Here is a 13824-nt window from a genome sequence, read left to right on the forward strand (position 1 = left end):
CTGACATGTTTACGATTAGTGGCCGTTCTTTACTTGTTTGCAGGTATCCAGCCAGCCAGCTGTATCAATTTTGCCGTTCGCTAGGTATTTTTGCTGATTCTGCCAATGAGCAGCGAGGAACGGCTTAAGACCGGAAAGACGTTTATTCAGCATCAGCATCTGATTGAACACGTTCACTTCGCCTTTTAGCCCTGCTTGCCCATACAGGGTGCCGGAATCCACCAGACTGCTGGCGTAGTAGCTCGTTAGCTGCTGTAGACGATCGGTTTGTTCCGCCAGCTTATTTTTGCGGATGGCACAGTTGGCATCGCTGCTGTCTTTATCTTTGCACAGCAGCTCATAATTGTGATTGAGGAAGTCAAGGAAACGACCATCGTCCTGTAATTTGGTACAGAGAAAAGAGCCCAGATTCAGGCTGGCGCGGATAGACTGTGCTCTTTCTTCTTGCTGCTGCTGGTTGCTGGCACGAAGTTGGTTTTCCAGATCTTTCAGCTTTTTCTTCAGCTCGCCGTCTTCAACGCCAGAAGCCAGGCTACCTAACGCTTTCGCCGTATCATTGGACCCGGATTTGCTGCTCTCTGCGCCCGTTTTATCATCACCGAGAGTCGACCAGTTTTTCTCAAGAAGTTTGACCCGGTCCGTTGAGGTAATTGCCTGGGAAACCAGCACCAACCGCAGGCCCATTGTTTTACTGGTAAAAGGCTGGGCATTATCGTAATAGTTAATTTCTTTACGGCTAGCGCTGCGGATATCCGACTCACTGGACATCACGCTGCCGCCACGCACCACAAAACCGCCAGCCTGGCCATGCAATCGATTAATTTTATTGAGGTAGAAGGGGGTAAACATCATCTCAGAGACGTTGCCTAACATATCGTACAGGCCGAGCGGGTTAGGATTTAACAGACCGATGAGCTGAAGTTTCCCGTTTGAGGACTGCGAACCGGAATACCACTCATAATTTTTGATGTCGTCCATCGGATAACGGGAATCACGAAACTGTGCGGTATCCACTTTCAGACCGCCGCGCGCGGCAAACTCCCACTCTACTTCGGTGGGCAGTCGTAAAAAACCTGGCTTGTTATCTTCTTTCGGCAGCTTGTCGAGCGCGTTTGCGCGTAACCACTGGTTATATTTATCGGAGAAATTAACGGCCTCAAACCAACTGATGCTGGTTTGAGGGAGGCTAAGTTTACGCGATGGTGTCGGGCAAGTATCGGAAGTTAATGCCTGATATTGCAATGCCGTCAGCTCATATTTCGCCATTAAATAATAACGGCCTTTATTTTGGGGCGTTTCAGTAAAGCTACCGGCGATAAACGTGGGATAACTGTGTTCCACAAAGCCCCATTCACCGCCATCTTCCCCTAAGGTGATGGGAATATCATCCAGAGGACCGGCTACTGGAATTTCTACCCGACGAAATACCATCGAACCTTCGCAGGGCATAGGCAAAATCACGTCATCGCTATCTGGCTTCGGATTATAGGTTTTCTCTGCCCACGGTTCTGCCAGCGCGGGGGAGATCTTCACCAGCAGGGCTAGCGCCAGGCAGCGCGATAATGTGGAAGGAGTAAAGGCCATGAACGATCTCCGCTAAAATAGATGCTTAGGGCAAATTAAAAAAATAAGGGTTATGCCTCGCGCAGGCTCTGCGCAGGTTCAATATGGATCGCGCGCCAGGCACCGATACCGGCAACCAGCGTCGCCACAACCAGCGTCAGTAAGAGGGCGATAAGGCCGTGTAAGGGCGTTATCTTGCAAATCATCTGACCGGTGGCCTGGCTTGTGGACAGCGCCCGGTTAAATATCTGGCTGGCTAAAAAATAGATGCCAAAACCGCCGATATAGGCCATCAGGCTGAGCAAAGCGCCCTGACTAATGACGTAAACGCCTACGGCTGGTCGCGTGAAGCCCAGCAGACGAAGTACAGCAATATGCTTACGTTTACGATCGACATTGGCGATAAACGAGCCGATTAACGAGGCGATACAGCCAATGAGCGCGGTGATGGCGATCGTGTTAAAGATGATGCCCAACACACGGTTAATGCTTTTTACATTCTCAATATCCGCCAGCCGACTGGTGGTTTCGATGCGTTGGGCGCGCAAATCGCGTTCAAGGCTGGCGACATGGTCAATATCGCGTGCGTACAACCTTGCGCGGGCGTAGCGCGGCGCGTTACCGTTAAGCTGAGCGCCGCTGGCGACCCCTAACGCTGTTACCGCATAGCCATCGCGAAAATGTTCAAGAGCCATTAATAACGCGGGGCGGGTAAAGATAGCGGGGCGATTAAAATAGGTGGCTGGCAAAATCCCCACCACGGTCACGCGCTTACGTCCCCATTCGCGGCGTTCATCGAGCATACGACTCACGCGTAGCGTGAGCGTATCACCGGTTTTCACCGCCAGCTTGCGTGCCGCTTCCTGAGTAATAACAACTTCATGGTCATGATGGAGCACCTGCGTGCCGAGCAAAGGATCGCCAGCCTCTGTCGGAATGACTTCCGCATTTTCAATAAAATGTGTGCTGTCCGTCTGCAAGTCAGTCAGCGTATTGAGCGAGCGCGTTTGCCCGATGGCGAAGCCGACATCAGGCCGCTGCCGTAGCTGCGTGATCCAGTGCTGATCGTAGCTTCCGCTGCTCAACATGCGGATCTCCAGATTGCGGGGATCGTTGGCCAGATCGTTTTGTAACTGGTTCACAATGCCAAAGCGCAGGCCAAAAAGGAGCAGTAAAGGGGCGATGACCGCAACAAGAGAGGAGACGATGCAAAAAGAGATGATGCGATCGTGCCACAGGTCTTGCATTGCAAGGCGACCGAGCAGTCTTGCACGATTAAAGGACAAAGTAAGTACCTCCCCGTTCGCTCTGTGATGACGCCGTCAGCGATTCTGGCTGCGCAGCTAAACAGGGTAAATTGAAGTGTTTGACCAGAGGCCAGTCATGGCAAACGACCAGCGCCATCATGTCTTCCTGACGGACTAGTTCGATAAACAGGCTAAATAATTTCTGGGCATTGTAGGGATCGAGCGCCGCCGTCGGTTCATCTGCCAGTACCAGCGCCGGGCGATGTAATATCGCGCGCGCAAAAGCGGTGCGCTGCCGTTCGCCAAAGGAGAGCTGGGTAGGATATTTTGCCAGTAGTGGCGACAGTTTTAGCGTTTCGATGACCCTATCCAGCATGGTGCTGTCAGGGCGGGCTCCCAGCAGCTGGCACGGCAAGAGAATATTATCTTTGACGTTCAGGTAGGGAAGGAGGCCACCGTTTTGTAATACAAAGCCAAGTTCGCGTGCCCGAATCGCAGCGAGTGTATTATGTCGCTCGCCCAGAAGCAACGCGGCAATATCCTGCTGCTGTGTCCCTTTGCTGAGCGTGTAACGCCCAATTTTGCTGGGATGCAACACTAAACCAATGGCTTCCAGAAGCGTGCTTTTACCGCAGCCGCTTTCACCCGTTACCGCCACCACCTCGCCTGGCCGCAGCGAAAGCTGCGGCAGGTAAACACGGTGAGCCTGATGATCCTGACCACGAACCACGCACAAGTCTTCAATGTGCAGCATCAGGGCATCATTTCCAGTGGGATGGGATACACGCGATCGCGCGGATCGCTACCTTGCGCCAGCTCGACCCAGCGGTCGACATCTGCATTATATTTTTGATAGTGACGCAGCTTGGATGACAGTGTGCGGATAAATTTCTCCTGTGACAGCCCATCCCAGCTTTTCCACGTTTCTTCATCGAGATTCAGCACATCGCTTTTGTAGGGAAGATCGGCCAGATACTCGCCCAGCACGCCAAGATCGCCGATGCTCGCGCTGTCTTGCTGTTTCAACTGGTTAGGATCGGTCCCCATTGTTGCCGCAACGGTGCGCAGTTGTTCAAACATCTTAGTGGGCGAGATCATCCCTTCATTAGCGGCTTTCAGAATCTGGCTGACGGCATCGCTTAAATCGCTCAGCTGTCCCTTGGTTAAGAGCACGCGAACATCTGTTGTGGGGATGTTCTGCTTAATCAGATCGCGATCGCTAATCCAGGCCTGGAACACCAGCGGGGCCTGGGTGCTGTTGCGTTTGCCCAAATAGGCTAACTGCATCGCATGCCCGATTAACGCCGTATCCTGGAGCAATTTCTGCTCCGCCGTGAGCTTTTGCCCCTCATCTTTGGCATACAGCGCGCTGCCAATGGCGGCATCCCCCATATAGGCGGCTTTCACCTGTTCCGTAATGGCTGACGCCAGGGCATCAACCTGCTGACCGAACATTTTGATATCGCCTGCATTCACCGCCTGATAAAGGTTAGATTGCGTGCTATCAAAATTGGAGAGATCGCGGTACTGGCTCTCGGCTTTGGTATGGTTTGCTTTGCCGCTGGCGGTTTTCAGGTGCAACGTATAAATAGCAATGCCGCGGTTACCGGCTTCCAGACGGAGCTGGCTGGCATCAAGGCCGGTTCCTGAAAGTTTATTGCTGCCCTCAATCGCGCCAGCATCGGTAATCAGCACCATATAGCGGGCGCCGAATGGACTCCAGTCAATGTCATCAATAGCTGATAACACGCCGGAATAGGCATCCTCGTCGTATAAAGAGCTTGAGACCTTCGCTTCTTTAAGATCGGCGACTTTCTGCAGAAAATCCGCGCCGTCCTTGACCTGGTTAGGGTCGGCGAAAATGCGGGTGTTATATTCAAGTCCCGGTACGGCTTTGGTATTTGAACGATAAGAGACCAAACCAAACTTGACCTGCTCATCCAGATGCTCTTGTTTAATTTTGTCGTAGATCTTATTGACCGCCTCTTTAGTGCGCTCAATATACGGCCCCATTGAAATGGTTGAATCGATAACGAACACCACCGAAGCGTTAAAGCCTTTCAACTGGTTTACGTCGTTATCTTGTTTTGCCGCTGCGTTATCATCCGCCTTGCTGACGGAGGCCACGTTGAGCAGGCGCGTATAGAAGCCATCTTCGGTCATGACCTCTTCGCCGCTCAGGATTGGCAGCAGATAAAATTGCTTTTGCAGATCGACAAAATATTCCGGCTCCTGGGCCTGAATACCTTCAGCGTGGCCGTCACGCTTCAATTTGGCGCGCAGCGGCGCCACCAGAGAGACAGGATCGGGGGCAGAAAGAATGTTATCCAGACTTTCTTTCTCTTTGAAAAAGAGTAACCGATCGCGGTTGGCCGGGTTGGTAAACGCCAGCGTCAGCTGCATTTTCCAGTCTACGGTACAGGATTTCGGCAACCAGCCAAGGGTTTTGCCATAGCTATCCGGCCCGACTTTAAGCCAGCTTTGCCCCTTAGCCTCTTCCTTTTGATAAACATAAAGGCTGCTAAAGGCAGGCTGAAGCTGCCCATTTTCATCCCCGGCGTTGTCGCTAAGCTTACAGCCTGGCGTCGTCAGGATGCGCTGGTATAGCGTTTTCTTCCCTTCCTGAAGCAGCGGTTTATCGCCCTCGGCGGCAAAGAGGTGCCCGCTGAACAACAGGCCGCATAAGGGCAGCGCCAGACGGCAAAAAAAAGTCCGGGTCATTTTGCTAGCTCCTCAAGGCGCTGCTTAGCCGTTTGGTTCTCGGGTTCTGATTGCAGTACCGTTTCGTACCAATAGGCCGCGGTATCTTTATCCGCCTCTTTGAAACATTCGCTTGCCTGATGGTATTTCGGATCGTACTCACCGGCGTAAATCAGGGCGATTTTGGTATCGCCGCCCTGCGCGCGATTTGCGTACAGGCGCTGGGCGATGCCGCATTTCTTCGCCTCTTTCGCTGACTGGATAATGGCCAGCAGTTTATCGCTATCGAGTTTTTCCTGAACGCACGTCTGCACGAATTCAAGCTCGCTCAGCGTGTCTAAACTCTGTGCGGAACAGCCAGCCGGGGCTTTAGGCTCGGTGTTCGTCGCTTCAGGGGCGGCGGCTGCGGGGGCTTGCTGAGCTTGTACCGCCGGGACCACCTCCTGACCTTTGTCCCGGCCCATGAACCACCAAAGCGCGCCAGCAATCACCACTAAAAGCAGGATGGCGGCGATGATGAGCGGGAGGCGGGAAGCCGCAGGTTTTTGTTGCGGCTGCGGCTCGGCATGAATGGTCGGCGCAATGGTTTCAGATTCTGCGACGGGCGCTTCTACGATGGCCGCTGGTGCGGAGTCGGTTTCTGGGGTTGCCAGCATACTGCTGCTGCTGTAATTACCCGTCGCGCCCCTGGCTTCAGAAGAGAGCAACTCATCACGCACCAATTGGAGGGTGGTATTGCGCACTTCTCCTGAAGCCAGCTTGATCTGAATCTGGACCTGGCTTGCGTTTGCCAGCAAAGGGTCAAGTAGAGTAGGGCCGATACGAAAGCCGCTGCCGTTGGCCAGGGAGTAACCGCCGTTGACAGTAAACCAGTGCTGTGCAGGGCTCCAGCTGCCATCGGGCTGCAGATAGTTCTGCTCGTTATTACAAAGCGTAAAGGTCAGATCGGGCAGCACCGCAGTTTCGCCGCGCAGGCGAACCATCAATTGTGCGGTACCCGGCTCTGCCGGTTGGCAGGCGATGATTTTAGCTAGCATGGCATGTTCTCTTGTTTCAATTGGCTGATAATTTGACCAAGTTGGCGATTATGTTCGACGGAAATATCGCGCGTGGCGCTATGACCAGCGTTATCAAGTACGACGCTCATCAGGGCGGATAGCCAGTCTCCCAGATAAGAGACACCCGGCTGCGGCGCAACGGCGGCGAGCTGCGGCAGCTCGTCGTTCATCAGCGGTTTCTGGCGCAGGAAGACTTTATTTTTCTCGCCAACATAGCTGTTGGGCACCTTTTCAGGCGGTAGAGTGAGATAACCAAACCAGGCGATAAAATCACGCATAGTCAGTTGGGCGCGCAGAACCTGGCGTGCCATAAGATGTTCACGCCGCGTACCCGCTTGCTCCTGACCCGCCAGCGCGCGTTTCAGCGTGCCTTCCAGATCTAGGCGCGTGGCTGCGGTGATCAATTCTTCGCTGAGATGATTAATCAGTTCGCTGTTCATCCCCAACTGACGCCACTGCGGCGCTTGCTGCGGCAGTTCACGCAAATGCGCGACCCAGGCTTTAAACGCCTGATGGGCGAAATCATCGTCCTGGCCGACTCTTTCCTGGGCAGTTGACGCTGGCGCGTCAACCACGGCGATTTCAGCCGGTGCGTCGGCGAAGGGATCGCTGCCAAACGGGTTATCACCGAAGGGGTTGTTGCCAAATGGGCTGGCGGTAAACGCGTTTGCCGCCAGGCTGTCGCCATCGTTTGACGGTTCCGGGTTGCGGTCGCGAATGCTTAAATAGATGTTATTAAGCTCCTGCGTCGGCAGATCCAGACGATTAATTAGCTCTCCCATACTGTGGGAGCAGGCGGACAGCCCCTGCCATAGCTCTTTCGCGATGGCCTGTTTTTTCACGAGCTGCCCGTCGCCGTCTTTTTCGTACCAGCGGCCCAGGCGGCGATTGCCGGTCTCCTCGCGACACTGCTCAAGTTGTTGCTGCAAACGTGCCAGCTTGAATTCCAGATGCGCGACGCCGCGCAGCGCTTTGGTTAAGCGTCCCATGCCGCCATCGTTGAGCTCGAGCATCGCGTGCCAGGCTTTGCTCGGCTCGGTGACGTGTTGCAGCACGTTTTTAGCGCTAATGAAGGTGCTGCCCATTTCGTCGAGCTTCTGGCGATAGCGCTCGGTGATGCACGCTTCCTTGTTTCGCTCCTGTTCTGTACCGTCTTTTAGGTCGATGAACGGATTATCCAGCCCCGGTTTTCGCACCAGGAAACAGTTATTAAACGCCTGGCCGGGCGCCCATTGCTGCAGCCAATCATATTGGGCGAAACGCTCCAGCAAGGTCATGTGCAGCATACCTTCCCAGCCTTCTTTTAACTGTTCGGTGGTGAGTTGCAGACTGCTGTTGATGCGCATATCGCACATGGTGATGGCCCAGAACAGCCCAGGGTTACGGCCCTGACGTTCTTCGGCGCTTTTACCCTGCGTTTTTTCTACCCAGCGGTTTAATACCGGACCAACGTCAGCAACATCGCTCTGTTTGGCGGAGCTGGCGCACACGACCAGCGCGTTCATCTCCTGATTATCGGTGTAACGTTCAAACAGATAGGCGACTTTACCGCGCAGCAGAAGCTGGCAAATGGGATTAAGCCCCTCTCTACCGGCCTCTTCCAGTGCGGTAATTTTAAGACGCCCGCGATACCCAGGGAAGTCAAGCAGATCGACCTGCTCCACGACGCTGTCGGCCTCGACTTCCGCTAACGGGAAGATAAGCTCGGTGGTTAACGCTGCCAGTTCCGCCTGGGTTAAGCTGGCGCTGCCGATTTGCTGCTCCTCTTTCCAGTAGCGGATCTCCACGTGGCGATCCTGGCTGGAGCCTAGCCGGTTAAGGCTGTCGACGTTCATAATGCTGCCATTACTGTGATCGATAAGCGTCTCCAGCGGGGCGAACACCGTCCGGGCATGATTGAGTTTGGTCAGCACATTGGCTAATGAACGATAGGTCTCGGTGAGGGCCGGCAGTTCTCCCCACAATAAAGAAAATAGCTCTGCGCGTTCACCAGGACTCAGCGCAGGGGCAATTTTCAACACCTGCGGCCAATAGGCGTGTTCAAGTTTTTCAACCGATTTTCTGAACGAGGCGTTCAGGTAATCCCATAAGGCAACCACATCTTCCTGGCTCACGCCGTTATAGCTTTTTGCTTGTGTGGCGCGTTGCAGGAAGGGGCGCAGTCGCTCTTCAACCCTGGCTTCATCAAGTTGAAAGCTCAGCTGCTCGTGGTTGAAATCATTAAACCAGGCGTTTGCCAGAATTTTGGCCAGATCGATTTCACTGAACAGGCGCAGAGGCACAGGATAGCCCGCAGGCGCGGCGGGGGCCTGGCGGGTGAAGCGGGTGACCAGGCCGGTGGCCTCTTTACCACCGCCGACGGGATTCACTTCTTTGATAAAGTCGACGCGCCGTTCGCCATAAAGGGCTTCCAGTGAACCATTGCTGCCAGCTGCCAATGCGGAGATGAGATAGGATTTCCCGGCCTGAGAAATGCCGAAAAAACCGAAGGTCATTGGCGTTCTGGCGACCAGCGTCAGGCTATTGGCCTGGTTACGCGTGCGGAGCAAGCTAAGGTTGAGTTTATCCGCCTCGTTGTCGAGGCGACGTGAACCGGAACGCACTGCATCAACCCAGCCAAGTGCGTCCTGACAGCCCTGAGCGATAGCTGCCCAGCCCTGAGTGAGAGATTTTTGATCGCTATTCATTATTTTTTAACACTCCCGCTATCGAGCCAGTGTCGGCTATCAATGAGCCCCGTATCGGGCATAGTATTGAGTTCCAGATCTACATCACGCTTGCTGAATGACTTATCGGTGTTGCTGGTGATATCCGCAATCATCAGCCGATCGCTGATTAAGCCCAGTTGGCGCGCCCGTTTGCCTTTGTCGATAGCCAGTCTCACTTTCAGGTACGGTGAACCGTTATCCACGGAGAAGGCGGCGGAAAACTTCTTACGGCCTTCTTCGCTAAAACGTAAGGTATAAAGCGGTGCGGCGGCCCAACGTTCGGCATCCAGTTGACGATAACCCAGCCGCAAATCGCCACGCATGATGATACTTTGCGTGGTGTTCTCGCCATTTTCGTCGGTGAATGTCGGCAATTTTATCTGCCCGTTCTCCGATTCGATATGGCGATAAACGATATCGGCACTGCGAATCAGGTTATCCATATCAATGGTGCCAATATGGCGAATCGTTGAGTAAGGCTTCAGCGCCGAGGTACGGAAATGGAAGTTAGGAATGCTGTGATTTGCGCACAGTTGCGTGAGCATCGCGCCAACGGAGGCGGTGCTCTTCGGATCGTCGATATGGCCATTTTTATGGAACGGATACCAGGTGCCGGTCTGATAACCGTGCAGAGGTAAAATACGCCCCGGCGGCAACGGCAGGTTGCGACGGATAATTGCCTGAATGCCCGGCAGCTGCGAAGGGCGGCCCGTCAGCAGTAGCAGGTCGCAATGATAATAGCTCAGCACTTCGCACAGCGCGGTTAGCACTTTATCAATGTTGAACTTACCCGAGCACAAATCGTTATGCACTCTGGCGAGCGGCAGAGTGAGCATTACCTCCGCTAGTTTGAAATCGGTCGGACCACCAGCTTTTTGTACTTCGCGGCGAACAAAGCTCTCGACTTCATCACGCAGAGAACCTACCGGCAGTAGATCGCCGACACGTTGGTTAATCACGATATGCGTTTGCTCGTCCAGCGGATCGAATTGCTCGTATTTACCCAGAATGTGCAACGCGAGGGGAACGAAGAGTTGGAGGGTGAGCTGCTGGCGCAGCACGGATTCCGCCGCGCTAATATTTTGCGAGCCGCACAGTTGAGACATCAGCGTCTCAACGGATATGACCCCCGTTTCACGCAGCGCCTGCTCAAAGGCTGGAAGCACATAGGACTGGATGACATCCAGCAGAATATCGTCGCCGGCAATTTTAAAACTGTCGCGAAAACGCTGCTGCGGGATGATATGGACGTTAGCGCCGCCCCCACTATGACCATTGCGATCGAGATGATAATCGGTGATGACCAGATCGGTGGTGCCGCCGCCGATATCGATAGATGCGATGGATATTCTTTCACGTTGCGTGCTGTCGGGTCGGCTAAGGGCGTCGAAAAACGACTCCGGGTGACCGGCAAAGTTTTGGTTTATCTCGGTGTAGAGATAAACCAACTGCGCGCAGGACGCTTCATCCCACTCGACCCTGATTTTCGGCAGCGGAATTTTAATGTTTGTCTGACTATGATCTTCTTGCTCATCCTCATAAGGATCGTTTTCGCCGTTGTGCCAGCGTAGCGCTTTCCAGACTAAACCGACCGCCTGACGCATACGGTCATCCAGTACGCAACGTTCAGCCATCGGCATACCGGGCGGCACGGTCAGAATAATATGGCGTAGCTGACGCGGAATACCTGCGTGTCCCTGACGTATGCGTTGTTCCGGGCTATTAATCTGACTAATCGCCTGGGTTAATACTTCCGCGAGCATAAAGGTCATCAGCGAGCTGCGGGAATAGCGTGGCGTAAAGACCGGGATGCGATCCATCTCATCTTCGATGGTGTGTAACGCCTCGCCCCGTTCATCGATCAGATTCGCGAACGGCGCAGCGGTGGCGAGTGGATTACTGTCCTGCACGTAGCTACCGTTGAATCGCCAGCCCTGACCGTAATATTTTTCATCCCAAAGATAACGTTTAGGGCTGGAGAGGCCGGTTGAACCTTCGCTGCCTTTTCGGCGCGCCGCTAAACGACCCGCTTCTCCGCCGATACGAGCGATCGTCGGCCACTGGAAGGCATCGTGGCGGCCGCTACGCACCGAGCAGTGATCTTTGCCGAAGAAGGCCTGTGAAAATTCGACCCGGCTTTCAAAGGGTTCGGTATAAACATGTTCCGGCGCGCTAAGATCGCGCAATTTGAGCACATAGTTGTGCTGCATACCTGAACCTGATTGCCCATGATCTTCAATGAGAATACCGCAGGTGCGTGAGTTACCGACATCGAGGATCAAATCAACGGGAATAGGCTTGATAGCGTTAGTTTCCCGATTGGCGATGACCCTGAACTGCGGCAATTCAATGATGGGGGCGGTCTGACTTTGCAAACCTTCGACGGGAATCGCCATCAGTGAAAGAAGGTTAAGGTAGTGCGCCAGCGGATACTGCTGGTTAAGCTCCTGCTCGCGTTCGTCGATATCCCGGCCTTTGCTCGCCTCTTTAAATACCTCTTTCAGCCAGTCGACAATCCACTCTTGCGTGAGATACCAGTTGAGGGCATAGGTGGCTGTCGCCACCGCAAAGGTTGCCCCGGCATTGACATCTTCCTGGTTCGGGCTGAGGTCGGCGGCGGCCTGCTGTTTGGCCATTACGCGAGTATCGATAGCCAACGTCATTCGATGGCTATGCCCATCCATATCAGGCTTGTCCAGCTTGACGATACGAAAACGCGCCCAGTTTAGCGGCCCTTCCTGATAGACGTCAGGCGGGCTGAAACGGAGTAGGGGAAGCGGCAACCATGTCCCGTCAAACAGCTTAAGACTCTGCTCAACGGGAATATCGTACTGGCTTTTAGCCTTCTCGATATTTGCCGGGCTGGGCTGATAAAAATAGTAATCACGCTGTTCGTTGTAGATTAAACGGGTCAATACGCCATTGGCTAATTTAACAAATTCACCGGCGGGCAAACGTCCTGGAGACAAACCAAAATCCATAAACTGGATCCCGGAGTCGCCTACCAGGGTTACTTGACGATCAAAAGATACAATCTCGGGCAACATAGTTATCTCGTCCCTGTTCAGGAATTAGGTTGAAGCATACGAATCGGGAAGGTTTTTTCCCCATCGTTGCTGCCAATACAATCGGCATGACCCGCGGAAGGTGATTTGCACTCGATGGTCGGCACAATAAAGTTTGAGCCATCGCTGCAGGTCATTTGCTCAGGGTTGGTAATGTTGAGCGCCCCCTGCTGCACGTTACCGTTGGCTGGGCCACGGCACGTTACGCCGCTGGACTGGCGGATGCTGACGGTACCGTTGCCCTGGTCAAAATTATATTGCAGCTGGAGCGGGCGTCCGGTGTGCTTGTCCTGAATACCGCCATTCACGCGCCATTCGCCGTTAAGAAACTTCGCCGGGCCGTCCGGCAGGGTGGCCGGGAGGGTTAACGGTTCGCCCTGCGGCGCAACGAGCGGCGGGGCGGTTACCGGAGTCACGCCCGGAGGCGTCTGCTCGTCGTGGGTATCCTGTACGCCGGGCGGCAGTGGCGGTTCTACGCTGGCTTCATTTGCGTTAGCCGGCGGCGGCGTCGCATCGCCGTCTACCGCTCTGTCAGATGTGTCGGCAGGCATCGCGGGCACCGTTGAATCCAGCGCAGGATGCGCGTCCGCGGTTGACCCTTCCACAATGCCGGGTACGGCGCGAGCGCCAACGGCGGTTTCTGACCCCCTGATCGCCACGTCATGGGTGCTGGTGGCCGGGTGCGTAGCCACAGGTTCAGCGGTGACCGTGGTTTTATCCGCAGAAAGACCAGGGAGGCCCGGCAGGGAAAGAGAAGGAGCGCAGCCGCGGAGCAGCCCTAACAGCAGCGCCAGCAGCAGTAACGCCAAAAGTAGCCATAGCAACCAACGCCAGCGCCAGCGGCGCGTTCGAACATCAACAAAGGGCGCGGGAGCGGGTTCGACGGTTTTTTCCGTGGCGCTGGCCTGCGGCGGAACGGCCGCGAGGGCGGCGGCGGGAACGGACGATGAACTCAGCCAATGCATCGGGTGACGTTGTTCCCCTTCCGGGTGGACAAACCCCCAAAAGGTGATCACCAGCGTTCCATTAACGAGATAGACAAACTCATAATCGGGGAAATGGGTTACAGATTTTAGCAACTGGGCAAAGACCCGACGATCGCCGCCGGTTCCGCTTTGCTCCGCGTTGAGCAACTGTTCGCTTAGTGACTGTACTGCCATTCGAAACGCATTAAATTGCTGGCGCGCCGATTCTCGCTCCGCTTCGCTTGCGCCGCTCCACGGGATAACATCGCCGGGAAAACTGCTGTACCAGTCGGTTCTGTCACCGCCCTGATCGTTTTGCGGGATAGCCAGATGACGGGCCAGATCGCGCCCTGCATCAAGACGATAGATGGCTTCGCGTAGCTGGAAGGCCATCTTGAAAACAGGATAGCCCGTTTCACCCAGCGCCTTGAATGAAGAGTTATTTCCGGTACGAAGTAGTGGTCCCTGAATCGAATTTCGCATTATCTAACCCTTAAAGGCTGTAATTTGACTAAAGC

8 protein-coding genes are annotated in these 13824 nt (G+C 54.4%); all 8 read right to left on the bottom strand.

All coding sequences use genetic code 11. The annotated features are described in order from the left end of the window. Positions 1–15: 15 nt before the first annotated feature. Genes V6E55_RS11880 through V6E55_RS11915 form a run of 8 tightly spaced genes read right to left on the bottom strand, consistent with a single transcriptional unit; the run spans position 16 to position 13789 of the window. On the bottom strand, positions 16–1584 hold the full coding sequence (locus V6E55_RS11880) for a formylglycine-generating enzyme family protein (protein WP_023288359.1): 1569 nt from the start codon (positions 1582–1584) through the stop codon (positions 16–18). A 50-nt stretch (positions 1585–1634) separates the two neighbouring features. Continuing rightward, entirely contained in the window at positions 1635–2849 is a 1215-nt protein-coding gene (locus tag V6E55_RS11885; RefSeq protein ID WP_025999345.1) for an ABC transporter permease, read from the bottom strand. Next, positions 2839–3564, bottom strand: coding sequence for an ABC transporter ATP-binding protein (locus tag V6E55_RS11890; protein WP_023288357.1), 726 nt, complete (start codon positions 3562–3564; stop codon positions 2839–2841). The genes V6E55_RS11885 and V6E55_RS11890 overlap by 11 nt, the downstream gene beginning before the upstream one ends. Then, positions 3564–5531 (bottom strand): vWA domain-containing protein, encoded by a 1968-nt coding sequence (locus tag V6E55_RS11895; protein ID WP_316942890.1) that lies wholly within the window; start codon positions 5529–5531, stop codon positions 3564–3566. The genes V6E55_RS11890 and V6E55_RS11895 overlap by 1 nt, the downstream gene beginning before the upstream one ends. After that, positions 5528–6547: a hypothetical protein gene (locus tag V6E55_RS11900; protein ID WP_316942891.1), complete on the bottom strand. Its 1020-nt coding sequence runs from the start codon at positions 6545–6547 to the stop codon at positions 5528–5530. Before V6E55_RS11900 ends, V6E55_RS11895 begins: the two co-directional genes overlap by 4 nt. Next, positions 6541–9255: a putative virulence factor gene (locus tag V6E55_RS11905; RefSeq protein ID WP_017901257.1), complete on the bottom strand. Its 2715-nt coding sequence runs from the start codon at positions 9253–9255 to the stop codon at positions 6541–6543. The genes V6E55_RS11900 and V6E55_RS11905 overlap by 7 nt, the downstream gene beginning before the upstream one ends. Beyond that, positions 9255–12323, bottom strand: a complete 3069-nt coding sequence (locus tag V6E55_RS11910) for a virulence factor SrfB (protein WP_023288355.1) — start codon at positions 12321–12323, stop codon at positions 9255–9257. The genes V6E55_RS11905 and V6E55_RS11910 overlap by 1 nt, the downstream gene beginning before the upstream one ends. A gap of 17 nt (positions 12324–12340) precedes the next feature. Then, on the bottom strand, positions 12341–13789 hold the full coding sequence (locus V6E55_RS11915; RefSeq protein ID WP_023288354.1) for an SrfA family protein: 1449 nt from the start codon (positions 13787–13789) through the stop codon (positions 12341–12343). Positions 13790–13824 lie beyond the last annotated feature (35 nt).

The organism is Enterobacter sp. 342 (genome assembly GCF_036663495.1).
Taxonomy (GTDB): domain Bacteria; phylum Pseudomonadota; class Gammaproteobacteria; order Enterobacterales; family Enterobacteriaceae; genus Enterobacter.

Coding starts and splice junctions, on each gene's coding strand:
- V6E55_RS11880 (WP_023288359.1), bottom strand. CDS start 1,584: ATGGCCTTTACTCCTTCCACATTATCGCGCTGCCTGGCGCTAGCCCTG.
- V6E55_RS11890 (WP_023288357.1), bottom strand. CDS start 3,564: ATGCTGCACATTGAAGACTTGTGCGTGGTTCGTGGTCAGGATCATCAG.
- V6E55_RS11895 (WP_316942890.1), bottom strand. CDS start 5,531: ATGACCCGGACTTTTTTTTGCCGTCTGGCGCTGCCCTTATGCGGCCTG.
- V6E55_RS11900 (WP_316942891.1), bottom strand. CDS start 6,547: ATGCTAGCTAAAATCATCGCCTGCCAACCGGCAGAGCCGGGTACCGCA.
- V6E55_RS11905 (WP_017901257.1), bottom strand. CDS start 9,255: ATGAATAGCGATCAAAAATCTCTCACTCAGGGCTGGGCAGCTATCGCT.
- V6E55_RS11910 (WP_023288355.1), bottom strand. CDS start 12,323: ATGTTGCCCGAGATTGTATCTTTTGATCGTCAAGTAACCCTGGTAGGC.
- V6E55_RS11915 (WP_023288354.1), bottom strand. CDS start 13,789: ATGCGAAATTCGATTCAGGGACCACTACTTCGTACCGGAAATAACTCT.